This window comes from Streptomyces sp. NPDC000345 (genome assembly GCF_042898825.1).
GTDB lineage: Bacteria > Actinomycetota > Actinomycetes > Streptomycetales > Streptomycetaceae > Streptomyces.
On sequence record NZ_JBIAZE010000007.1, the window covers coordinates 47,709 to 69,453 of the forward strand.

The window sequence follows — 21,745 nt, forward strand, 5'->3', positions numbered from 1 at the left end:
CGGCGCTTCGCGTCAGTGACCTTGGTCTGCGGTCCGTGCGGAGCAGTCGTGTCCGTCGCCGGGCAGGCCCATGACGTTCAGTACGGGTTCCTCGCCCTCGGGGATCTCGAAGGTGAAGTTCGCTCCTGACGTGATCGCCGTGAGTGAGCACTGGTTGCCGAAGGTCAGCGGAGCATGCGGCTCCCAGGAACAGCCGGCCATGTCCAACGCGGAAACGACGTCCGCGTGCTTGAGTCCTGCCGGGAAGGTGCCCGTCCCCCCAACAACCGATGGAGGAAGTTCGACGACGTCACGCCATGTCTGGACGCAGATGAGGGAAACCTTGCGGCAGCGGCAGACACTCAGCTCAAGGTCTCCGTAGGCGAAGAGCCGCGGCCACTTTCTGTTCCGGCTCATTGTTCCGATGTCCCACGGCTCGCCGAGTGCTGTGGTCACCTCGTTCCAGTCGGCTCCGCTGAACACCGGGCCTAGCCGACCTGTCTTCGCCATGCTGGTCAGGACATCGAGAATCTCCACAAGGCGGAGCCTGACAGGTGCTCTGACCAGCAGTCCAGCGGTTTCAGGGGGTCAGCCCGCTGCGGGTTGTTCGGTTCGGGCTCGGGTGCTGGCGAGGCGGTAGGAGTCGGTGCCGGTCTCGATGATGGTGCCGTTGAAGGTGAGCCGGTCGACGATGGCCGCGCAGAGGCGGGGGTCAGTGAAGGTCTTCGTCCAGCCACCGAACGACTCGTTCGAGGCGATCGCGACGCTGTTCTTCTCCTCCCGTTCGGTCAAGACCTGGAAGAGGAGCTCAGCGCCGTGGCGGTCGAGTTCCATGTAGCCGAGTTCGTCGATGCAGAGGAGATCGACGCGGCCGTAGCGGGCGATGGTCTTGTTCAGCTGCTTCTCGTCGGCGGCCTCGACCAGCTCGTTCACCAGCTTCGTGGCGAGTGTGTAGCGGACTCGGTAGCCCTTCATGGCGGCCTCGGTTCCCAGAGCGATGAGCATGTGGGACTTGCCGGTGCCGGAGTCGCCGATGAGGCAGAGCGGTTGGCTCTTCTTGATCCATTCGCAGCTGGCGAGGGTGTGGATGGTGGCCGGGTCGATGTTGGGGTTGGCATCGAAATCGAAGGACCGCAAGGACTTTTCCCGGGGGAAGCCTGCAGCCTTGATCCGCCTTTCCGACCTGCGGCGGGCCCGGTCGTCGCATTCGGCCATCAGCAGTTCGGCGAGGAAGCCGCGGTAGGTCATCTGGTCCTTCATCGCCCGGTCAGCGATGTCGGAGAACTCGTTGCGGATCGACGGCAGCCGCAGCAAGCGGCAGGCGGAGTCGATCGCGGCGTCGGCGGCCTGCTCGGTCAAGCCTCGCTGGCGGGGCATGGTCACTGCGCTTCTCCCTCACGGTGGCCGCTGCCGCTGGTGCGGCTGCGTCGGAGCAATTGGTCGTAGTGAGACACCGAGGGCAGCGGCCTGGTGTCCGGCGGAAGATGCGCCAGGCGCCACTCGTGCAGGGACGTCACCGTCGCCGGCGGCTGGCCGAGGGTCCGGGCATTCGGCGCGGGCTCGGTCTCGGCCTGGGCGGCCTTGCGGGCCTCCAGCGCGACCGCATCCGCGGTCATGGCCCCGGCCCGCAGGGCTGCGGCCAGGCCGGCGACGACGTGTTCGTGCGTCATGTGGCGTCCGAGCAGCAGCACCTCGATGAGCGCGCGGGTCCCGTCCCGCTCGCCGTGGATCTTCATTGCCTGGGTCCACCAGGCGTCGTGGACTGGGGTGAACTTGCCGGCTGAACGGGCCTGTTCGAGAGCCGTCGAGCCGGGGAAGGCGCCGGGCTTGCGGACCAGGACCTCCAGGTAGTGGTCCAGGTCCAGGCGGACGGCGCCTTTGGCGATCAGCCGCTCGTGCCGGGCCACCTCCACGTTCTGGTCGTAAACAACCAGGTGAGAGGCGTGAAGGATGACCCTCACCCGCTTGCCGATCAGCCGGATGGGGACCGAGTAGCGGTTCGTGCGGACCGGGATCTGACCGTAGCGGTCGACTCGCGGCGTGAACAGCCGGCCGGTCTCGAACGGCTCCTCCGGCAACGGCATCAGCAACGGCCGTTCGAGCGCGAAGTCCTCGGCAATGGTCCGGGACCTGGAGCCGATCCTGCGGGCGTCGTCCTGCCGGTCCCACTGCTCGACCATCTCGTTCAGCTCGGCGAGCGAAGAGACCTCGGGGACGGGAACGAAGTGGTTGCGGCGGAAGTAGCCGATCTGCCCCTCGACGCCGCCCTTCTCGTGGGCGCCCTCGATGCCTGGGCGGCAGTAGGAGCTCTCGATTCCGTAGTGCGACTTGAACGCGATCCACCGGTCCGCCTCCACCCTCGCCCGGCTCGGCCCGAGCACTCGGGCGACGGCCGCCTTGAGGTTGTCGTAGCGGACCTTGGTTCGCGGAACTCCGCCCAGCGTCCGCAGCGCGTGGACGTGGCCTTCGAAGAACGCCTCCTGCCCGCAGGACGCGAACACGCGGTGGACGGCCTTGCCGGAAAACGACAGGCGGAAGGAGAACAGATAACAGGTCACCAGCTCGCCGGCGAGGCGGATCGTCACGTCGCCGAAGTCGACCTCCGCCTCGTGACCGGGCTGGTGGGTCTGAGGGACGAACGCCTCCGACGGCGCCTTGCCCGACTCGACCAGGATCTCGGGCTTCCGGGCCGCGACGTAGTAGCGCACCATCCCGTAGGAGACGTCGGCGCCGTGTTCTTCGACCAGCCGGTGGAAGATCCGAGTGACCGTGTGGCGCTGCTTGCGCGGCGCGACCAGGTCCGCCCGCAGGATCTCGTCGATCACCGACTTGTAGCGGTCCACTCCGGTTACCCGCGGCGGCAGCTTCTTACGCGGCTCCGGCCAGGATGAATCCAACGCTTTCCGCACCGTCCGCCACGTCACACCGTGCTTGCGCTCAAGCTCCCGCATCGACATGCCGCCACGGTGGTCACGCCGGATCGCCGCGTACAGCTCGACCTTCGACATCCGCGGCATGACCAGCGCCTTTCACCAGGAGCATCCCGATGCTGCCCTGGCAAGAACCCCAGTGCCTCCCAAACTCGTCGACATCACCCATCCGTGGAACAGGGCGCCTCCCAAACCCATCGACAAGCGACGTCGCTACTGCTCGATAAAGCCAGCCCGAGAGATCCCGCACGATGATCCACTGGGCGATGGCTAACAAAATGTCCCGCGAACTGACCGGAGAATCCGTACCAACCTGGCGAATCAAAACGGACAACCCAGCCATACCAATCTGAACGCTGATCAGATGCTCTCTTACTCCAGATAGAGAGCGGTCAAGCGTGGCAGTCGGCGAGCCATCTCCCCTTGGTCGTCGAAGTCGAAGTCCCAGGCAGGGTCTAGCTCCGGGTATCGGATCGTGAATGCGTCGGCGGGGAGCTGCTCGCCGGTCGCCGTGATGTGTGCGTTCCAGGCGATGCTCAGCACTTCCTCACCGTCCAGGTCCAGGCCGTCGGCCGCCGAGGCTTGGACGATGGGCAGTTCTGCGAGGGCATCAGGATCAGCGACTGTGCGCTCGAAGACCTCACGCCCCTGTGCGATCAGCCAACCACGGAAGTAGTCGAAGCCGTCGTCAGAGCAGCCGCCGTTGATGACGTAGGCAGCGGCCCACAAAGGGCTCGTGTAGGAGTCAGCCATCAGGTCCCACAACACCTGCTGAGCGGCGACGATCTCCTCGGCCGGGCGCGTGGCAAGCAGCGAGGTCGTCTCGCGAGCGACCGATTCGCTCTCATTCGGGTCGAGCGCCTGGCTGTGTGCTGCCGCGATGAGCTGCCAGAACTGCTGTTTGTTCATGGTGGCAGAGCATGCCACCTGATACTGACAGCGCACTGGTCCCGCTGATCGAATGTCACGCTGCCGCTGTCTCCATCTCCTGGCCTGAGGGTGGGAACGCGGTGTTCTCGTCGAACAGCTTGCGGTGCTGGAGGCAGTGGTATAGCTGGCCGATCATGCGGTTGAAGAGGTTGCGCTGGGCGGCGGCGCGCCAGTCGCCTATCTCGCGGCGGCGCCGGTAGTGGGCGTCGGCTCCGGGTGAGTGGCGAAGGGCGGCGAAGGCCCAGAGGTAGCCGGCGTGGTTGAGCCGGTCGTTCTTCACCCAGCGGCGGGTGATGGACGACTTCTTCCCCGAGGCCCTGGTGATGGGCGAGGAGCCGGCGTATGCCTTCAGGCCGCGGGCGTCTGCGAAGCGGGTTCGGTCGTCCCCGATCTCAGCCAGGATCCGGGCGGCGAGCTGGATGCCGAGCCCGGGGAAGCTCAGCAGGATCTCGGCGTCCGGGTGCTGAGGGAACGCCTCTTCCACCGCCTCGGCGAGCTGGTCTGCGGCGGTGCAAGCGGCTTCCAGCTGGAGGAGGAGGGCGACCATCTGCTTGCCGAGCGCGTCCTCCACGAGCGGCGGCTGGTGGGCCCACTCAGCGCGGAAGACGTCGCGGAGACGGTCGGCCTCCGCCTCGATACCGCGCTTGCGGCCGGCCCGCTTGAGCGCGGCTTGGAGCTGTGTCCGGGTCAGCCGTGCGGCTCGTGACGGGGTCGGGGCGGCCTTGAGGAGTTCACGGGCCTCGGGGCGGCACAGGCCGTTGGCCCAGACAGCGAAGGCTTCCAGGGCGGCCGGGTAGTACTCGCGCAGCAGGGAACGGAGCTGGTTGGCGATCTGCTGCCGGTTCCACAGAGCGTCCTGCTGGGCCCGGGCAAGAACGCCGATGGCACGACCGAGGTCGCTATCGCCCGGCAGGGGCCGGTGGGCATGCATGTCGGTGCGCAGAATGTTCGCCAGGACAAGGGCGTCGCCGGGGTCGGACTTCTTGCGCGAGACCGAGTGGCGGTCGCGGTAGCGGGCGGCCGCCATCGGGTTGATCGCGAAAGCCTTCCGCGTCCCCGTCCGCAGCACGGCAACGAGCAGGCCACGGGACGTCTCGATCGCCACTGGGATCGGGTTCTCCTCGGTGTCGCCGTGCTCGGCAAGCAGCTCCAGCAGGATCTTGTAGCCAGACGCGTCGTCGGTGATGTGCCGCTTGGCCACTAACGTGCCGGTGTCGTCGACCAGGGCAACGTCGTGGGTACGCTCCGCCCAGTCGATTCCGCAGTAGATCAAAGTTGTTCCCTCCCCTATGCGCTGGGTGTTTGCGCTGGTCACGAGCGCATGCGGGCCACGCGAGCGACCTACTCAAGTTGAACTCGCCTTGTCGTAGGTGCTGACGGACCTTGATCCCTGCGATATGACGTCGGGGTGCGATACGCGCAGGGGGGCGGGTTCACTGCCCAGGAGCAACAGCGTCGGGGGCGGGTACGGCTGGAGGCCGCCGAGCGGTTCGAACGGGGTGACGGCAACAGGGTGATCGCGGCTGACCTTCGGGTCACCGTGCGGCCGGTGGAGCGGTGGCGCCACACCTGGCGCCAGGGAGGTTCGGCTGCCTTGGAGTCGAAGGGGCCGCAGTCGCTGCCCCGGCTCAGCGAACGGCAGTTCGGCCAGCTGGAGCGGGAGTTGGAGAAGGGACCGCTCGCTCACGGCTGGGAGGACCAGCGGTGGACGCTGGCGCGGATCAAAACTCTGATCGGCCGACGGTTCCACGTCTCCTACACCGTCCAGGGCGTGTGGAAGTTGATGCGACGCAACGGCTGGTCGTGCCAGCAGCCGGTCCGCCGGGCGATCGAGCGCGACGACGAGGCGGTCGAGATGTGGAAGAAGCAGGTGTGGCCGCAGGTAAAAGCCTAGTGGCGGTGCTCGGAGCCTGGCTGGTGTTCGAGGACGAGGCCGGGGTCTCGATGACGCCGGCGCGGGCCCGCACCTGGGGACGCCGTGGCCGGACACCCATCGTTCGGGTGCGTGGCCGCTCCCGTCGGCGGGTCTCGATCGCCGCCCTGACCTGCTACAAACCCGGCGAGCGATCCCGGCTGATCTACCGGCCCAGGCTGGACGACGGCCAGAGCAGGAGCAAGGGCCGCAAGAGCTTCGCCTGGACCGACTACCGCGACTTGATCATCGCGGCACACAACCAGCTCGGCGGACCGATCATCCTGATCTGGGACAACCTGAACACCCACCTGGCCGCCGGCATGAAGAAGTTCATCGCCGCCCAGGACTGGCTCACCGTCTACCGGCTGCCCTCGTACGCGCCCGATCTCAATCCAGTCGAGGGCATCTGGTCGCTACTGCGACGCGGATTCCTGGCCAACGTCGCCTTCGCCGACCCGGACCACCTCGTGCAGACGGTCAGACGCGGCTTACGGAAGATCCAGTACCGGCCGCAGCTCATCGACGGCTGCCTGGCCGCGACCGGGCTGACGACTGCGTTGCCGTGATCGTGTTCGACATCGGCAGGTCTTGGACGCATCAGCGGTCGCGTGGTCCGCGAGCGACGATCGGAGGAGCGTCGCCCTCTGGCAGGACGACCAGGAACCGCCAGAGGTCGTGCTCAACGTTCGCCAGTCCGATTGTCGCCGCTGACGCGAAAGCTTCGGCAGCGGGCCCGACGCCCTCGGTCAGCTCGTCGATCCTCGCGTAGAACTTTGCCAGATCTGCGGAGCGGCCGTTGATCCACAAGCGAACCGTCGCCCCCGTACGAAGGGCGGCGAGTAGCTCATCGCGCATCGTGCCCGGAGCCGAATCCAGGACTCGGCCGTGAAGGCGCTCCTGGGCACCGGGCTGGGTCGGGACCGCGTCGGCCTGCTGACGGCACCGTCGGCACGACTGCAACGCGTCGGGAACGAAAAGATGCAGATAGAGAGTGGTGTGCCGCGCCGATATGCCACACAGCGTCCCGCGCGCGCCTACCGCGTGCTCGACACCAGGGGCCCCGTTCACCTCGCAAGCGCCGAAGCGAGCCGGCTCCCGTGCTGCTGCGAACGACCAGCCATCATTTGGGACCTCGATCACGCGGACGAGCATGCCACAGCCGCTCCTCCATCCGGTCCTGCCGCCGACATCACGAGTTCAACCTGAGTAGTTCTGCTCTGTTTTCTCGCCGGTGGTCCCGACTTTGGTGAGGTAGTCGGCGAGGGAGTTGAGGATCTCGTCGGCTGTCTTGGTCCAGGTGGAGGGCCGCGGGTTCTCGTTCCCGGTGTCGATCCACGCAGTGATGTCGTCCTCCAGTGCCTTCACGGAGGTGTGGACGCTGCGGCGGATGAGCTTGTCGGTCAGCAGGCCGAACCACCGCTCCACCTGGTTCATCCAAGAGGAGCCGGTGGGGGTGAAATGGACGTGGAAGCGGGGGTGTTTGCCGAGCCACGTCCTGATCTCGGCGGTGTTGTGGGTGGCGTAGTTGTCGCAGACGAGGTGCACGTCGAGCGCGGCGGGCACCGCCTTGTCGACCCGGATCAGGAACTTCTTGAACTCGATCGCCCGGTGGCGGCGGTGCAGCTGCGATATGACGCTGCCGTCGGCGATGTTGAACTCGGCGAACAGACTGGTGATGCCGTGCCGGTAATAGTCGTGGGTACGCCGTTCGGGCATGCCCGGCATCATCGGCAGCACCGGCTGGGACCGGTCCAGCGCCTGGATCTGGCTCTTCTCGTCCACGCACAGCACCACCGCCTTCTCGGGCGGATGGTGATACAGGCCGACGACGTCGACGACCTTGGCGACGAACTGCGGATCGGTGGACAGCTTGAAGGAGTCCTGCAGGTGGGGCTTGAGGTCGAACCGCTTCCAGATTCGCCCGATCGTCGAACTTCTGCTGGCTGCTGTCACGGACCGGCCCGATCGGCACCCCCGATTTCGCCCGAGCTATCGGCGTGACCTTTGACGCCCTCCACAAATGGCGGCCAGGCGGGTGACCAGGACCGCGGCGAGTGTGCAGAGGGCGGAGTCGTGGTGTTTGCCCTTGTCGACGACGAGGTCGTGGTAACGGGCGGCGCCTCACGGCCGTCGGCTCACCTTGACAACGTTCGAGGGCGGGGTGATTTCCAGACCCAGGGCCTCGCGGGCACCGACGGTGGTGTCGCCGTCGACGTACTCGTAGCCGTTGTCGTGGTGGTGGTAGTAAGTGTCGGCGTCACCCGCGGTGGCGGCCTTCGCCCAGTCCGCGTGGGCGTCCTGCATGTCCTTCACCAGGGCGTCGACGGACTTCTCCGCGTTGCCCGGCCAGGTGTGGCGGCGCAGCGCGTCCGCCTGCTCGCCGAGCACGTCCCGGACGTCCGCCGCCCAGTCCTTGTTGGCGTCCAGGTCCTCCTCGGCGTATTCCTCGGGCTCCTCGTGGAGGACCTCGTCGACGGCGTTCATCGCCTTCAGGAACGCCAGCTGGTCGGCGTCGAGTATCGACTCGTCCTGGCGCAGCGGGCCGTACAGGCTGCCGTACGCGGCGGTGTGGGCGAAGACGCAGATGATCTTGTTGCCGCTCCAGGCCCAGCTCTCCGCGGTGGGCGTGAGGTAGTTGACGTCGACCTCGTCGGTCAGCCTCCAGTGATCCATCGCGTAGGCGTCCTGGAGTGTCCGGCACTCGTCCTCGGCCTTGTCGGTGACGTAGTCGTCGCCCGGGTAGTCGCCGTCGGACAGCGGGACGGTGCCGAACACCTCGGCATCGTGCTCGTAGTTGCAGGACACCGTGTCGACGTCGTAGGCGTTCTGGTCGAAGCCCGTGTCCCCCGGGACGTCGAAGCACTCGCCCTTGGCGAGGAGGTAGCTGTTACCACCCCTGCCGCCCGCCTTGAAGCCCTCCCAGACGGCGGAGGCGATGTTCGTGGACAGCAGCAGGGCGAGTCCGAGGGACGACACGACCGCGCCCGCGATCGCCATGCCCCTGCCGCGCTCGCCCCGCTTCTTTATCTGCACCAGCGCGATGATCCCGAGGACCAGCCCCACGGCCGGCAGGAAGCACAGCAGGCCCAGCACGAGGGCGGCGATGGCGACGCCGTTGACCGGCGCGGGGCGAGCGAAGGGGACGTAGCCCTGGCCCCAGACCTGGTAAGGGGTGGTGTGGGGGTGCGGCCCCTGCGGTCCCTGGGGGTGCGGATACGGGCCCTGCGGCTGCGGGGGCTGGTACAGGTCCTGGGGCTGCTGGGATCCGGAGGGCGGGGGTATCGACACGGGTACTGTGCTCCTGATTCAAAACGGACGTGCGACTGTTCGAGTCATTGTCAACACGTGTGGATCACCGTTCGGTGGTTGACCAGATGAAGCGAGGGATGGCCGCCGCGACCTGACGGTCGTGGCTCCTTTTGCGTGCCGCCGCCAGTACCCCGCGGTGCTCGAAAGCGGATCGTCCGCTGCTCGTGGTCAGCCGTACGGTCGGACGTTGCGCGGCATGGTCACCTCGGTGCAAGCGGTGGCGCACTCCGCCGGAGCTCGGACACCGGTGCTTTCTTTCGTTGCGCCAGGTGATGCGGTGACCGCGCTCAGAGGGTCGGAAAGACCGCCGCGAAGGAGAACCACAGCAGTACGGCCCAGAACACCGCCGCCGCCAGAGACACAAGCAGGGAGCTGCGCCATCTCAGCACCAGGAACGGGAAGAGCGCCGGGAGCGCCCGGAAACCGGCCACGCCGATCGACATGCGGGCAGCCTGGCTGAGGGTTTCCGTGTGCCCCGTGGAGATACGCCGCGACAGCCGCCGGAAGACGAAGCCGTACAGGCCGACGACGATCGGGAAGAACCACAGCTGAGTGATCGTGACCAGTTCGGACTCGTCGAGCTCGTTGAACATGACCAGATAGACGCAGGCGGCGGCCCCCAGCACACCGGCGATGAGGACGGTCACGTAGAGGGCGGTCAGGGCGGCCCGCCCTCTTCCAAGGGGCAACAATCAACTGCTTCACGCACCAGCGCCTTTCGAACCAGTAGGGGCCGCGGGCAGCGCAAGGACCCAGCACGAGTACAACTCTCCTGTATCGCCCCATGAAGCGACATCCGTGGAATCACGTAGTGCAACACGGAAACAACAGCCGGGTCCGACCGGCGTCCTCCGGGGCGGCGGCCATGGCTGGACGGAGACGGTCTGCCGGGCGTCGCGCACAGAGCCGCTGGTGAAGCCGATGCGGTGGCCGGCGCCGACGATCCCGGCGCCGCCCCGGTGGCATCCTCATCGGAACCGGAGCCGAAACCTCAGCAGACAGTGAGGGTCAGCGCGGCGGCCGTCAGACACGCGGCGGCCAGGATGCGCGGCCGTGCCATGAGCGGTACACGACGTGCAGGGAGGTCAGCAGCTCGCCGCAGTCGTCGGCATGGGCCGCCTCCCGGGCCTCTCGCGGCAGCGTGGGGAGTGCCTGGCGGAGCAGGGCGACGACGCGCTACGTCCCGGCAGGACCCAAGCGATCCACGCGGCCGACGATCCGGCGGCCGACGCGACCGGTGTGCAGTCGAACATCGGGTTCTCCGCCTCGCTTACTACGTAGCTGGTCGCCAGAATCCAAAAGACCGTGGACGACGTACCCAGGCTGCAGTGGTCAGCAGCCGATGGCCCGCCCCGCGGGAGTCTCGCAGTGTGCCGATCGGCACCGGCCCCATCACAGCAGGATCGGTACCGTCATCGACTCCGCCAGGAAGCAGCGGCCGTCTTGCCTGAACGCGACGCCCCGATGGCCGATGCTGCAGACATCCACCACGTCGTCCCCGGGCCACTCGTAGTAGTGGATGAAGACCAGGCAGATCACGGTGCTGAAACAGAACGTGGTCCACCACGGGAAATACCGAGTCCCACGGCGGGTTCGCACTGACCTGCGGCGAGGCCCGGTCGGAGTTCACGGATACTGGGACGGAAGGTCCCGCAGAGGGCAGTCCAGGTAGTGAACAGGAAGGGCAACACAGCAAGCGGTACACGGCCGAGTTCCAGGAGCCCTCACAGAAACGTCGCCCTGCCAGGCCCCTCCTCGGTGAAGCTGCGCATCCCCCGCTCGCGGTCCTCCGTCGCGAACAGGCCGGCGAACCAGTTCCGCTCGATGGTGAGACCGGTGTCGAGGTCGGTCTCCAGACCCTGGTCGATGGACTCCTTGGCGGCCCGCAGGGCGAGTGCGGGGCCCTCGGCCAGCCGTGCGGCCCAGGCCCACGCCGTCCCCAGGTGGTCAACAACAGCGAATGCACCCAGCGGCAGTACGCCCTGCGCGGCCGGGCCGTCGCGCTGGGCTGGGAAGACTCCCAGATCATCGTGATCGACTCCGACGAGGGCCGCTCCGGGGCCTCGGCGGCGGGCCGGGACGGCTTCCAGCACCTGGTCGCCGAGGTATCCATGGGCCATGCCGGGATCGTCCTCGGGCTCGAGGTCTCCCGCCTGGCCAGGAACAACACTGACTGGCACCGGCTGCTGGAGATCTGTGCGCTGTCCGGGACGCTGCTCCTGGACGAGGACGGTCTGTATGATCCGCGGACCTTCAACGACCGGCTCGTGCTGGGCCTGAAGGGCACCATGTCGGAGGCCGAACTCCACCTGCTGGCAGCCCGGTTGCGGGGCGGGCAGCTGGCCAAGGCCCGCCGCGGCGAGCCGAAGCTGGGTCTGCCGGTCGGCTATGTCCACGACTATGCCGACCGGATCGTCAAGGACCCCGACGCTTCAGTGCGGGCCGTCGTCGAGCACGTCCTGACCCTCTTCGCGGCCACCGGATCAGCGCGCGGCGTCGTCAAGATCTTCGCCGCCGACCGTCTCACCTTCCCCTCCGGATTCGCACCGGCCCGCGCAAGGGCGAGCTGGTCTGGGGCCCGCTCAAGCACTGGCAGGTCCTCAGTGTGCAGGGCGGCCTCGATGGCGAGCGGGGTCAGCTCTTGCAGCAGCAGGGTGGCGATGGCCTGTTCGATGCCGGGAGCCCACCTCGCCGGCGACGTGCACCGGCTCTGGCACGATCCCGACACGCCGATGCGGGAACGCCAAAGCATCGCCCGCCTGCTCATCACGGACGTCACCCTCACCAAGGCCGAAACGGATCACCGCCCAAGTGCGGTTGTCCGCAGGCCGCCACCACACCCTCGACCTGCCCCTCCCGCTGGGCGGCGGGAAACAGTGGCAGACCCCGAAATCCGTCGTCGCCGCCATCGACACCCTCCTCGCGGACCACACCGACGTGGAGATCGCCGACATCCTCAACCAGCGCGGCCTGACCAGCGGCAAGGGACTGCCCTTCCACCGGCTCCTGGTCCGCGACATCCGCCAGGACTACCAACTCACCAGCCGCTTCGACCGGCTGCGGGACCGCGGCCTGCTGACCGCCCACGACCTCGCCGAACTCCTCGACGTCAGCGTCCCCACCATCTGGAAGCGCCACCGGGCCGGACTCCTCGAAGGCGAGAAGTACAACGACAAGAACGCATGCCTCTACCCCCAACCCGGGCCCAACCCGCCCCACGTCCAGCGAGGCATACGCCTCGACCACCGCCGACCAGCAACAACGACCTCAAGGCGAACCCGATAGGAGAAGAGGAGCAGTGTGATGACAAGTGCTTGTCCGCGCTGGTGCCGACCGCTCCCATCGACCGGGTCACCCCGAGTTGGCCGCAGGGATCGGCGAAGGCCCGGGAGCCATCTGCAGTGCGTCGGCGACCAGGCTGGTGCGCATGTGGTCGGCGATGGACCAGCCGACGACGGATCTTCCCCCTGAGTGGTGAACCCGCTGGTACCCGGTGGGGTGGAGCTGTCCAGGACTGCACCGCACGGAAGTCTTCGTGTCCCACCGTGATGCCCGGCTGACCGTTCACGGCAGGCGGCTGCTGGTCGGGCGAGTCTGCGCAGGCCGCCCGGTCGCGCATGTCGCGGCCGGGATGGGCATCTCACGAGTCACGGCCTGCGGGCGTGGTGGGGAGAGCCTGTTCAGCCCAGATCGTCTTGCCGGTGCGGGTGGGGCGGCTGCCCCAGCGCTGGGTGAGCTGGGCGACGAGCAGCAGACCGCGGCCTCCCTCGTCGAAGACCCGGGCTCGGCGCATGTGAGGGGCGGTGCTGCTGGAGTCCGAGACCTCGCAGATGAGCGCGGTGTCACGGATCAGGCGGAGCTGGATGGGGGATCCGCCGTACCGGATGGCGTTGGTGACGAGTTCGCTGACGACGAGTTCGGTGACGAATCCGAGGTCCCCCAGGTGCCAGGCGGTCAATTGTTTGCATGCCAGCGAACGGGCCCGGGCGACGGACGAGGGGTCCGCCGGTACGTCCCACGTGGCGACCCGGCCCGCTTCCAGCGCGCGGGTGCGGACCACAAGGAGGGCAACGTCGTCGGTGGGTTGGTCGGGCAGGTTGTGCAGGATTCCGTCACAGATCTCCTCCAGCGCACGGCGGGGCTCGCCGAGGGCTCCGCGGAGCAGGGCCAGTCCGTCGTCGAGGTCGCGGTCGGGGGCGTGGACCAGTCCGTCGGTGTAAAGGGCGAGGACGCTGCCCTCGGGGAGGTCGAAATCTGCAGTTTCGAACGGCAGACCGCCCAGCCCGAGGGGTGGTCCGCTCGGCAGGTCGAGGAAGGAGACGTGCCCATTTGGCGTGACCATGGCCGGGACGGGGTGACCGGCGCGGGCTGCGCTACAGCGGCGTGAGACGGGGTCGTAGACAACGTAGAGACAGGTGGCGCCGACCTCGCCCGGGCTCTGCAGTTCCCCGGCAGCTGCCGGTGCCCGCTCGGAGTCCAGGCGCAGGACGATGTCGTCAAGGTGAGTGAGGAGCTCGTCGGGGGCCAGATCGACATCGGCGAGAGTGCGTACGGCGGTACGGAGACGGCCCATCGTGGCGGACGCCTGCACCCCGTGGCCGACGACGTCGCCGACGACGAGAGCGACCCGTGCACCGGACAGGGGGATGACGTCGAACCAGTCGCCGCCGAGGCCGGCACGGGAGCTTGTGGGCCAGTAGCGGGACGCGACCTCGACAGCCGCCTGCCGGGGAGTGTGCTGCGGGAGCAGGCTGCGCTGGAGGGCGAGTGCCGTCTCGCGTTCCTGCGTGTAGCGGCGGGCGTTGTCGACGCAGACCGCCGCGCGCGCCGCGAGTTCCTTGGCGAGCAGCAAATCGTCGTCGTCGAAAGGCTCAGGCGTTCGATGGCGGCCTAGGATCGCCAGGCCGAGCGTGATGCCGCGGGCACGCAGGGGCACGACCAACAGGGCGTGGATGCCGTGTTCGTCGATGCTGCGGACGCTGTCGGGGGAGTCCGCGGCCCACCAGCGTCGGCCGGCGTCGTCGACCGCGTGGAACATGCCGCGGCCGTCGGTCAGCACGCGCCCTTGCGGCGAGCCCTCGCGGTAGCCGTGGAGGGCGCCGACGGGAATCGTCACCTCGGGGCAGCCCTCCAGCACGGAGCAGCAGGCGGTGCGACGGAAGACGGGCGCGGTAGGAGGCAGGGGCGCCGTCTCGTCCCCGGCCAGCGCGGAATCCAGCAGGTCCACGAGGGCGAAGTCGGCGAAGTGCTCCGTGCACACCTCGGTCAGTTCTTCGGCAGTACGGGTCACGTCCAGGGTGGAGCCAATGCGGACGCTGGATTCGTTCAGGACGCTCAGTCTGCGTCGGGCACGGAGCTGGTCCGTACTGTCCATGGCCGCCAGACACATGCCTCGCACGCGGTCGGCACTGTCCTTCAACGGGCTGAGGGACACCAGCCAGGCGTGTTCGCGGGGCTCCCCGTGGGGTTGCAGCCAAGCCTCGTACGGCACGGTCTCCCCCGTGCGCAGGACTCGCTGCCCCGCGTCACCGAGACCCTCGAATCCGGGAAGGCGCCGGAGGCTGTCGGCGGAGTCGCCCACCCGCTGGCTCCGCAGTTGCCAAGAGGGGCTGCCTGTCACCCTCTCCATCGCGGCGTTGGTCGACACTACGATCCCGTCCTGGTCGAAGAGAGCCACCGGTACGGGGAACTGCTCCAAAGCCCACTTCTGCAGCAGCGCAGTCGGCTCCGGCGCGGTGGCTCTCAGGAACCAGCGGACCGCGTTGTCCGAGCTCAGCAGCGGGTATGCCTCGAGCCGCACCTCGACGTGGTGGCCGTCCTGGTGCCGGACCGTGACCGTGCCGGTCCATCCGTCCGAGTCGGCGAGGCTGTGCCGGGCATCAGGCGGCAGGGGTTCGGCCAGCAGATCTGTCGCAGGGCGGCCCAGCACGTCCCTGGTCTCGAAGCCGAGTAGGCTGCGGGCCGCGTCGCTCCACGCGGTGACCAGCCCCTCGGCGTCCGCCTCGGCTGCGGCGGCGCCTCTCATCGGCGTGGCCCTGTGCTCGTCCACGCGTACACCCTTCTGCACGACACCGGTGCCGATACCCATTGTGCGCCGGGCTCACCTGGGTACGCGCTGTCACTCCGCGATTCGGATGGATGACCATGACCTGGTCGTTTTCCTGGAGGCCGCCGGGCTGCCCGCCCGGAAACAGCTCTCGAAGATCAGCCACCGTCGGCCGCAGCCTCCACTCCACCCCACCGACGTTCACCTCACAGGGCGGCCGTCAGGATGGGGTGACGGGCCTCGGTCACCGGCAGCCACAGCTGGAGAATCACCTCCACGACGGCGGCGATCGTGATGAGCCACAACCCGTACAGAAAAGTCCGGGCCGCGCCCGACGACGCGAGGCCGACCACACGGGCCACGAGGCCACCGAACCCGCGGCCAGGGCCACCACAACAGCGGTGGACAGTCCGTCCCTCATGGACTGCTCCCGCCGCATGGTGTCACAAGACGCGGGAGCAGGACGGGGCCCGGTGCTCACAGCGGACGAGCGCGGCACCCTTGGCGGACTCCAGGGGAAGCGCATCGCCCACCCCGCCCCCAGGGAACCTCAGCCGCAGATCTCCTCGACGGCCAGCCCGAGGGCGAGCAGTTCGCGGTCGGCTCCGACGGGAGCGTCGATCTCGAGGCCCGTCGGCAGGCCGTTGGTCGCCACGCCCATGGGGATGCTCAGGCCGGGGGCTCCGATGACGCTGGCCGGGCCGGTGTTGCGGATGAAGGTGGCGAAGGTGTCGGCGTCTTCGCCGCGCAGAATCATGCCCTGGTCACAGGTGGCCAGGTCAAGAGCGGTAGCCGGGGTGGTCGGGAAGGCCAGGCCGTCCAGGCCGTGTGCGGCGAACGTGTCCGCGTAGGCCGCGCGCAGGCGCTGCCGCTGGGCCAGGCACTCGCGGTAGACGTCCTCGGAGACCAGGCCCGGGGCCCCGTCGAGGATGCAGCCCTCGAAGACGCCGCGCACGTCGGGGCCCGCGATGAGGGCGGCGAGCGCGGCGAGGTCCGTCTGCGGCCGGTACTCCGCCAAGTAGGCGGACAACTCCACCCGGGCCTCGTACAGCACGATGGCCATACCGGTCTCGAACTCGCCCGCGGTGAACGAACTGACATCGACCGGGACCAAGTCCACGCCGGCCGCCGCCAGGTTGCGCAGGGCCGTCTCCCACTGGACGGCCACCTCGTCCTGCAGCGGCTCGGTGAAGTGACCGGTCGGCACCCCCAGCCGGATCGACTGCGGCGGACGGGCGACGACCGGAGCGCCGTCACCGCTGAGGACACCGTCCAGCAGAACCAGGTCCGCGACCCGGCGCGCCATGGGCCCGATGGTGTCCCTGGTACTCGACAGGGGCGTCACACCCTCCCCGGGGTAGCGCCCGACCGTGGGCCGCAGCCCGCAGATGCCGGTGACGGCCGCGGGAACACGCACCGAGCCGCCCGTGTCGGTGCCCAGGCCCGCCCGCACCACCCCGGCCGCGACGAGTGCGGCAACCCCGCCACTGCTGCCACCGGCGAAACGGCTGGGATCGCACGGGTTACGGACCGGGCCGAACGCCTGATTGTTGCTGGTGATGCCGAACGCCAACTCATGCATGTTGGCCTTGCCGAGGATGACGGCACCGGCGTCGCGCATCCGCCGGACCGCAGGCGCGTCGGACGGGGGGACGAAGTCCCGCAGGGCGGGGGTGCCGGCCGTGTTGGGCAGCCTGGCGACGTGGATGTTGTCCTTGATCGCGAAGGTCATGCCGGACAGCGGGCCCGGCTCGTCGGAAGTCTTGGCGGCGGCATCACGGTCGAGGGTGATGAAGCCGCCCAGGTGGGCCGCCTCCTCGGCACGTTCCAAGGACGTCTGCACGGCCTCGTGCCGACTGCACGCGCCGGCGAGCGCCGCCCGGCCGTTCTGCGTGCCGGGTTCCTTCGTGGTGGGTTCGCTCATGGCCTGCTCCTTCGTGCGGATCCGCTTCGACAGCTCACGGACGATCACTGCGCCGCCGCCCGTACGACGCCGGCTTTGGTGGCGGCTTCTTCGAGGGTTGACCACCCCCAGGGCTCATGTCATCGTTCGCTCACGCGATGACATGTTGGAGGAAATCGTGCCCCCCATCAAGCCCATCCACCGGTGCAAAATCGCCGTCGCCGTCACGTCGGCAGCCGCGCTCGCCCTCTCCGCCTGCGCCACCGACAGCGGCAAGTCGAGTGGCGTGCCCCAGCGCACCGACTCCGACGGCACAGTGAAGATCGGGCTGCTGACCAGCATGTCCGGCTCGGCCGGGCTCTTCGGACCGGCGACGCGGAACGTCGCGGAACTGGCGGCAGAGGAGATCAACGCCGCCGGCGGGATCCTCGGGCGCAAGGTCAGCATCGTCGTCGGCGACGACGCGACCAACCCGGACATCGGCAGACGGGCAGGGAGCCGCCTGCTGACATCCGACGGCGTCTCGGTGTTCATCGGCATGCACAGCTCCGCCACCAGGGAAGCCGTGCTGCCCGTGGCCAAGGCCGCCAACACCCTCTACCTCTACACACCCGTCTTCGAGGGCGCCACCTGCGACCCGAAGCTCTTCACCAACGGCGAGGTCCCCAGCCAGCAGCTGAAGCAGTCGATCCCCTGGACACAGCAGACCACCGGTCGCAAGAAGTGGTTCCTGATCGGCAACGACTACGCCTGAGGGCGTGCGAGCCTGGCCGCGGCCGAGCGCTACATCACCGCCTCCGGCGGGCAGGTCGCCGGGACGGCGTACGTGCCACTCGGTACCACCGACTACCAGGCCGTGATCCAGAAGATCCAGCAGGCGGACCCCGCACTGCTGCTTCCCGCCCTCGTCGGCGGTGACGCGATCGCGTTCGAGAAGCAGGCGTACGACGCCAGTCTGGGCAACAGTGACGTCCAGCGCCTGGGCATCCTCTACGAGGAGAACACCCTGGCCGGCATGGGACCGAAGGTCACGGAGGGGATGTACACCGCCCTCGGGTACTTCCAGAACCTGAACACCCCCGCCAACTCCGCCTTCCTGACGGCGTACCGGAAGAAGTTCGGCGCCGAGGCCCCGGTCGTGACCTCCCTGTCGGAGCAGACCTACGTCGCCATCCGAGCATGGGCCCAGGCGGCCAACGCGGCCGGAAGCACGCAGGCGGAGGACGTGGCCGCCAAGCTCGGCGGGCTCTCCCTCGACGCGCCCGCCGGCAAGGTCACGTTCGAGAAGAACCGGACCGCCACCCAGTCCATCTACATAGGGAAGGTGACCAGCGGCGCCATCAAGGTCGAGAAGACCTTCGCGGACATCGCCGCCGAGACCACCTGCAAGGGGTAACGGCCCATGAGCCAGACCATCCCCCTGACCCTGGGCATCCTGTCCTCCGCCGCCATCCTGGCCCTGACGGCCGTCGGACTGTCGCTGTCCTTCGGTCTGATGCGCATCATCAATCTGGCCCACGGCGAGTTCCTCACCGTCGGCGCGTACACCTCCGTCGTCACCGCGGAGCGCAGCCTGCCCTGGGGGGCGGGCCTGGCGGCGGCGGCCGTCGTCGGACTCGGAATGGGGGCACTGACCGAAGTGCTGCTGGTGCGCCGGCTGTACCGGTCACCGGAGCTGTCCATCCTCGCGACCTTCGGCCTGTCCCTCGTCGTCCGCCAGCTCATGCAGCTGGAGTTCGGCAAGGACTACCGCATGGTGGCCAATCCGCTGCCCGGCGCCACGCAGGTCCTCGGTGTCCCCTTCCCCACCTACCAGCTGCTGCTCACCGGGTTCGCGGTCACGGTCGTCCTGGCGGTCCTCGCCGTGCTGCGATTCACCTCCCTCGGTCTGCGGGTCAGGGCGGTCGCCGACGACGCCGCGCTGTAGGAGACCCTGGGCGTGCGCTCTGCGCGGGTGAATCTCGTCGTGTTCGCGGCGAGCGCGGCGCTGGCCGCGATCGCCGGGGCACTCGTCGCACCCGTCACCAACGTCCAGCCCGACATGGGCCTGGACTACGTGTTCACCGCCTTCCTCGTGGTCATGGTGGCCGGACGGCGTGTGGCGCCGGTGCTCGTCGCCGCGCTGGGGCTCGCGGCGGTGCAGAACCTGACGACCTTCTGGACCGACCCGCTCCTGGCCCGTGTGGCGGTACTGCTGCTGGCGTTCCTGGCGGTGCAGGTCCGTCCCTCCGCTCCCTACCGGGTGGCCGCATGAACCTCTTCGTCCGACATCTGCTGCCCGTGCCGCTGGCGGCAGCGGCGGCCGTCCTCGCCGGACCCTGGACGGGCGGGCTGCTGGCCCAGTTCCTGGTGCTCGGCACGGTGACCGCCGCACTGGCCCTGACCTGGGGCACCTGCGGGATCCTCAACCTCGGTCACAGCGTGACCTTCGGCGTGGGCGCGTACGCGGGCGCCTGGTTCAGTCTGCACGCGGGGGCATACGGATCGCTCGCCGGGCTGGGTGCCGGGGCGCTGCTCGGCGGCATCACCGCCCGGCTGATCGCCGCGGTGGGACTGCGGCGCAGGCTCGACCCGGTCGCCTTCGCCCTCGCCACCTTCGTCGTGGCCCTCGCGGCGGAGCAGGTCGCCAACCGCTGGACCAGGGTGACCGGCGGCTTCAACGGCCTCACCGACATCCCCCGCTTCCACGTCGGTGCGCTCGCGTTCACCGCGACGGCCGGACGGGGCGTCACGGCGGGCCTGTCGGTACTGGTGATCCTGCTGCTGGCGAGCCTCGCGCGGCGTCCGTACGGGGTCGCCCTGGCCGCCGTCCGCGACAACGAACGCCGGATGGCCGCACTCGGCTACGACGTGGGAGCGGCGAAGACCGGCGTGTTCACCTTCACCGGCGTCGTGGCCGGGCTGATGGGCGCGGTGTACGCGATGCAGGTCCAGTTCGTCTCCCCCGGCCTGATCGGCCTCGCCATGGGAACGAACTTCGTGGTCTGGGCGATGCTGGGATCGCCGCGGACCATCTGGGGGCCGGTAGCGGCCACAGTGGTGGTCAACGCCGGGGCCAGCGCACTGGCCGATGCGGCACTCGACTACTGGCTGCTGGTGACGGGCGCAGCCTTCGTCGCCGCCGTGGTCCTCGTCCCCGACGGGGTGACGGTCGTCGTCCGCCGCCACCTGCCCGCACGGTGGTTCCCACCCCGGCAGGTGGAGCTCGGCGCGGCGGCCCCGTCGACCCGTGGCCGGGTCGGCGGCGGACTGGTCGTACGGTCGGTCGGCTGCCGCTTCGGTCCCTTCACCGCGCTGCGGGGGGTGGACCTGGACCTCACCGAACCGGGCGTGCACTGCCTCATCGGTCCCAACGGGGCGGGCAAGTCGACGCTGCTGGACGTGCTGTCCGGGTTCACGCCGGCGACCGACGGATCCTGGCGGCTGAACGGGCAGGACGTCACCGGTCGGCCTCCGTGGGAACTGACCCGCTCCGGACTGGGCCGCAAGTTCCAGGCACCGAGCGTCGCCGGTTCACTGACCCTGGCGGAGAATCTCGCCCTGGCCCAGTGGGGCAGGACGCACGGTGCGCTCGCACTGGTGCGGCAGCGGTGGACGGCAGGCCTGCCGCCGGAGGCGTGGTTCGTCCTCGACGCGGCCGGGTTCGCGGACCGTATGGGCACCCCCGCAGGCAGCCTCTCGCACGGCGAGCAGCAGCTGCTCGAGCTCGCCATGACGCTGACCGCGGGCTGCGACGTGCTGCTGCTCGACGAACCCACCGCGGGTATGACCCGGAGCGAGACGGAGCAGGTCGCCGAGGTGCTGCGAGGACTCGTCCGCGACCACGGACTGCCGGTCCTGGTCGTCGAGCACGACATGGCCTTCATCCGCAGCGTTGCCGACCGGGTCACCGTGCTGCGCGGCGGCGAGGTCATGGCCTCCGGGACGGTGGCGGAGATCGAGTCGAATTCCGAAGTGTCGGCGGTCTACGTCGGCCGGGCGGCGGGAGGCCGGTCATGAAAACCCCCTCTTCTCCTGTCCGGGACGCTTCGCGTGTCCCCGGTGGGAAGGCGCTCGAGATCCGTGGGCTCACCGCCGGCTACGCGGGAACCACCGTGGTGCGCGGCGTCGATCTGTCGGTCGCGCCCGGCGAGGTCGTAACGTTGCTGGGCCGCAACGGCGTCGGGAAGACCACGCTGGTGTCCGCGGTCTCGGGCACCCTGGGTGCCGACGCCGGGGTGACGCTCCTGGGGGGCCTGGATGCCACCGACTGGTCCGGCTCCCGGCGCAGACGGGGCGGGCTGCGGGTGGTCGCCCAGGACCGGCCGGTGCTCGGCGGACTGACCGTGGCCGAGAATCTGCGGCTGGCCGGGATCCGCGATCTGTCGGAGCCGGCGGAGCTCTTCCCCTTCCTCCGAGGCCGGGAACGTCAACGTGCGGGAACCCTCTCCGGCGGGGAGCAGAAGATGCTGGCGATCGCCCGGACAGTCGCGGCTCCGGGCGCGGTGTGCGTCTTCGACGAGCCGACGGAGGGCCTCCAGCCCGCCAACGTGGACCGGTTGGCCGAGGCGCTGAGACAGCTCGCTGCCGCCGGGGTCGCCGTACTCCTCGTTGAACAGTACCTGGACATGGCGCTGGACGTCGCGGACCGGTGGTACCTCATGGAAAAGGGTCAGATCACCGAGGAAGGGCAGGTCCACGAGGGAATCCTTGAGCATGTGGCGGGCCGGATGGCGCCCTGAGCACCCGCCCCG

The 21,745-nt window shown here is 68.8% G+C and carries 18 protein-coding genes and 7 pseudogenes; 10 read left to right on the forward strand and 15 right to left on the reverse strand.

The annotated features are described in order from the left end of the window. Nucleotides 1-12: 12 nt before the first annotated feature. From ACFY30_RS18155 to ACFY30_RS18175, 5 genes are all read right to left on the reverse strand, one after another. A complete protein-coding gene (locus tag ACFY30_RS18155; RefSeq protein WP_390846170.1) occupies nucleotides 13-516 on the reverse strand; it encodes a hypothetical protein in 504 nt (167 codons plus the stop codon). Nucleotides 517-567: 51 nt separating this feature from the next. Further along, nucleotides 568-1,362 (reverse strand): IS21-like element helper ATPase IstB, encoded by a 795-nt coding sequence (istB, locus tag ACFY30_RS18160; protein ID WP_390846171.1) that lies wholly within the window; start codon nucleotides 1,360-1,362, stop codon nucleotides 568-570. Then, nucleotides 1,359-2,987 (reverse strand): IS21 family transposase, encoded by a 1,629-nt coding sequence (gene istA, locus ACFY30_RS18165; protein ID WP_390846498.1) that lies wholly within the window; start codon nucleotides 2,985-2,987, stop codon nucleotides 1,359-1,361. The genes istB and istA overlap by 4 nt, the downstream gene beginning before the upstream one ends. A 294-nt stretch (nucleotides 2,988-3,281) precedes the next feature. Further along, nucleotides 3,282-3,818 (reverse strand): DUF4240 domain-containing protein, encoded by a 537-nt coding sequence (locus ACFY30_RS18170; protein WP_390846172.1) that lies wholly within the window; start codon nucleotides 3,816-3,818, stop codon nucleotides 3,282-3,284. Nucleotides 3,819-3,873: 55 nt separating this feature from the next. Beyond that, a complete protein-coding gene (locus ACFY30_RS18175; RefSeq protein ID WP_390846499.1) occupies nucleotides 3,874-5,112 on the reverse strand; it encodes an IS110 family transposase in 1,239 nt (412 codons plus the stop codon). Nucleotides 5,113-5,247: 135 nt separating this feature from the next. On the opposite strand from ACFY30_RS18175, the gene ACFY30_RS18180 reads away from it, so the two are divergent. Continuing rightward, entirely contained in the window at nucleotides 5,248-5,733 is a 486-nt protein-coding gene (locus tag ACFY30_RS18180) for a winged helix-turn-helix domain-containing protein (protein ID WP_390846173.1), read from the forward strand. Between the two features lie 5 nt (nucleotides 5,734-5,738). After that, entirely contained in the window at nucleotides 5,739-6,320 is a 582-nt protein-coding gene (locus ACFY30_RS18185; RefSeq protein WP_390846500.1) for a transposase, read from the forward strand. A 31-nt stretch (nucleotides 6,321-6,351) separates the two neighbouring features. On the opposite strand, the gene ACFY30_RS18190 is transcribed toward ACFY30_RS18185, so the two are convergent. From ACFY30_RS18190 to ACFY30_RS18205, 4 genes and pseudogenes are all read right to left on the reverse strand, one after another. Continuing rightward, nucleotides 6,352-6,906, reverse strand: coding sequence for a hypothetical protein (locus tag ACFY30_RS18190; protein WP_390846174.1), 555 nt, complete (start codon nucleotides 6,904-6,906; stop codon nucleotides 6,352-6,354). A gap of 45 nt (nucleotides 6,907-6,951) precedes the next feature. Further along, nucleotides 6,952-7,686 (reverse strand): annotated as a pseudogene (locus ACFY30_RS18195) (IS630 family transposase); the annotation flags it as partial. A 189-nt stretch (nucleotides 7,687-7,875) separates the two neighbouring features. Beyond that, on the reverse strand, nucleotides 7,876-9,042 hold the full coding sequence (locus ACFY30_RS18200; protein WP_390846175.1) for a DUF4190 domain-containing protein: 1,167 nt from the start codon (nucleotides 9,040-9,042) through the stop codon (nucleotides 7,876-7,878). Nucleotides 9,043-9,350: 308 nt separating this feature from the next. Next, on the reverse strand, nucleotides 9,351-9,752 hold the full coding sequence (locus ACFY30_RS18205) for a hypothetical protein (protein WP_390846176.1): 402 nt from the start codon (nucleotides 9,750-9,752) through the stop codon (nucleotides 9,351-9,353). 385 nt (nucleotides 9,753-10,137) lie between these two features. Here ACFY30_RS18205 and ACFY30_RS18210 point away from each other — a divergent pair, with 385 nt between their 5' ends. After that, nucleotides 10,138-10,344, forward strand: coding sequence for a hypothetical protein (locus ACFY30_RS18210; RefSeq protein WP_390846177.1), 207 nt, complete (start codon nucleotides 10,138-10,140; stop codon nucleotides 10,342-10,344). Between the two features lie 111 nt (nucleotides 10,345-10,455). Here ACFY30_RS18210 and ACFY30_RS18215 read toward each other — a convergent pair whose 3' ends face one another. Both ACFY30_RS18215 and ACFY30_RS18220 read right to left on the reverse strand, forming a co-directional pair. After that, a complete protein-coding gene (locus ACFY30_RS18215; RefSeq protein WP_390846178.1) occupies nucleotides 10,456-10,602 on the reverse strand; it encodes a hypothetical protein in 147 nt (48 codons plus the stop codon). A 185-nt stretch (nucleotides 10,603-10,787) separates the two neighbouring features. Beyond that, nucleotides 10,788-10,997, reverse strand: a pseudogene (locus ACFY30_RS18220) (enoyl-CoA hydratase/isomerase family protein); the annotation flags it as partial. 96 nt (nucleotides 10,998-11,093) lie between these two features. Between ACFY30_RS18220 and ACFY30_RS18225 the strand changes: the two are divergent. Both ACFY30_RS18225 and ACFY30_RS18230 read left to right on the forward strand, forming a co-directional pair. Beyond that, nucleotides 11,094-11,366: pseudogene (locus tag ACFY30_RS18225) on the forward strand (recombinase family protein); the annotation flags it as partial. Between the two features lie 508 nt (nucleotides 11,367-11,874). Further along, nucleotides 11,875-12,348 carry a hypothetical protein gene (locus ACFY30_RS18230; RefSeq protein WP_390846516.1) on the forward strand — a complete coding sequence of 158 codons (474 nt, stop codon included), beginning with the start codon at nucleotides 11,875-11,877 and terminating at the stop codon, nucleotides 12,346-12,348. 31 nt (nucleotides 12,349-12,379) lie between these two features. Here the strand turns inward: ACFY30_RS18230 and ACFY30_RS18235 are convergent. Continuing rightward, nucleotides 12,380-12,531 (reverse strand): annotated as a pseudogene (locus tag ACFY30_RS18235) (IS3 family transposase); the annotation flags it as partial. Nucleotides 12,532-12,598: 67 nt separating this feature from the next. Between ACFY30_RS18235 and ACFY30_RS18240 the strand changes: the two are divergent. After that, a pseudogene (locus ACFY30_RS18240) lies at nucleotides 12,599-12,718 on the forward strand (IS481 family transposase); the annotation flags it as partial. Here ACFY30_RS18240 and ACFY30_RS18245 read toward each other — a convergent pair. The 3 genes from ACFY30_RS18245 to ACFY30_RS18255 all read right to left on the reverse strand — a co-directional run bounded on the left by ACFY30_RS18245 (nucleotide 12,704) and on the right by ACFY30_RS18255 (nucleotide 17,033). Then, on the reverse strand, nucleotides 12,704-15,112 hold the full coding sequence (locus ACFY30_RS18245; RefSeq protein WP_390846179.1) for a SpoIIE family protein phosphatase: 2,409 nt from the start codon (nucleotides 15,110-15,112) through the stop codon (nucleotides 12,704-12,706). The pseudogene ACFY30_RS18240 and the gene ACFY30_RS18245 overlap by 15 nt on opposite strands. A 203-nt stretch (nucleotides 15,113-15,315) precedes the next feature. Then, nucleotides 15,316-15,471, reverse strand: a complete 156-nt coding sequence (locus ACFY30_RS18250) for a hypothetical protein (RefSeq protein WP_390846180.1) — start codon at nucleotides 15,469-15,471, stop codon at nucleotides 15,316-15,318. A 188-nt stretch (nucleotides 15,472-15,659) separates the two neighbouring features. Continuing rightward, a complete protein-coding gene (locus ACFY30_RS18255) occupies nucleotides 15,660-17,033 on the reverse strand; it encodes an amidase family protein (RefSeq protein ID WP_390846181.1) in 1,374 nt (457 codons plus the stop codon). A gap of 295 nt (nucleotides 17,034-17,328) precedes the next feature. On the opposite strand from ACFY30_RS18255, the pseudogene ACFY30_RS18260 reads away from it, so the two are divergent. The 4 genes and pseudogenes from ACFY30_RS18260 to ACFY30_RS18275 all read left to right on the forward strand — a co-directional run bounded on the left by ACFY30_RS18260 (nucleotide 17,329) and on the right by ACFY30_RS18275 (nucleotide 21,733). Further along, nucleotides 17,329-18,408: pseudogene (locus ACFY30_RS18260) on the forward strand (substrate-binding protein). Nucleotides 18,409-18,414: 6 nt separating this feature from the next. Beyond that, nucleotides 18,415-19,266: pseudogene (locus ACFY30_RS18265) on the forward strand (branched-chain amino acid ABC transporter permease). Further along, a complete protein-coding gene (locus ACFY30_RS18270) occupies nucleotides 19,263-21,011 on the forward strand; it encodes an ATP-binding cassette domain-containing protein (protein ID WP_390846182.1) in 1,749 nt (582 codons plus the stop codon). The pseudogene ACFY30_RS18265 and the gene ACFY30_RS18270 overlap by 4 nt, the downstream one beginning before the upstream one ends. Then, nucleotides 21,008-21,733 carry an ABC transporter ATP-binding protein gene (locus ACFY30_RS18275; protein WP_390846183.1) on the forward strand — a complete coding sequence of 242 codons (726 nt, stop codon included), beginning with the start codon at nucleotides 21,008-21,010 and terminating at the stop codon, nucleotides 21,731-21,733. Before ACFY30_RS18270 ends, ACFY30_RS18275 begins: the two co-directional genes overlap by 4 nt. Nucleotides 21,734-21,745 lie beyond the last annotated feature (12 nt).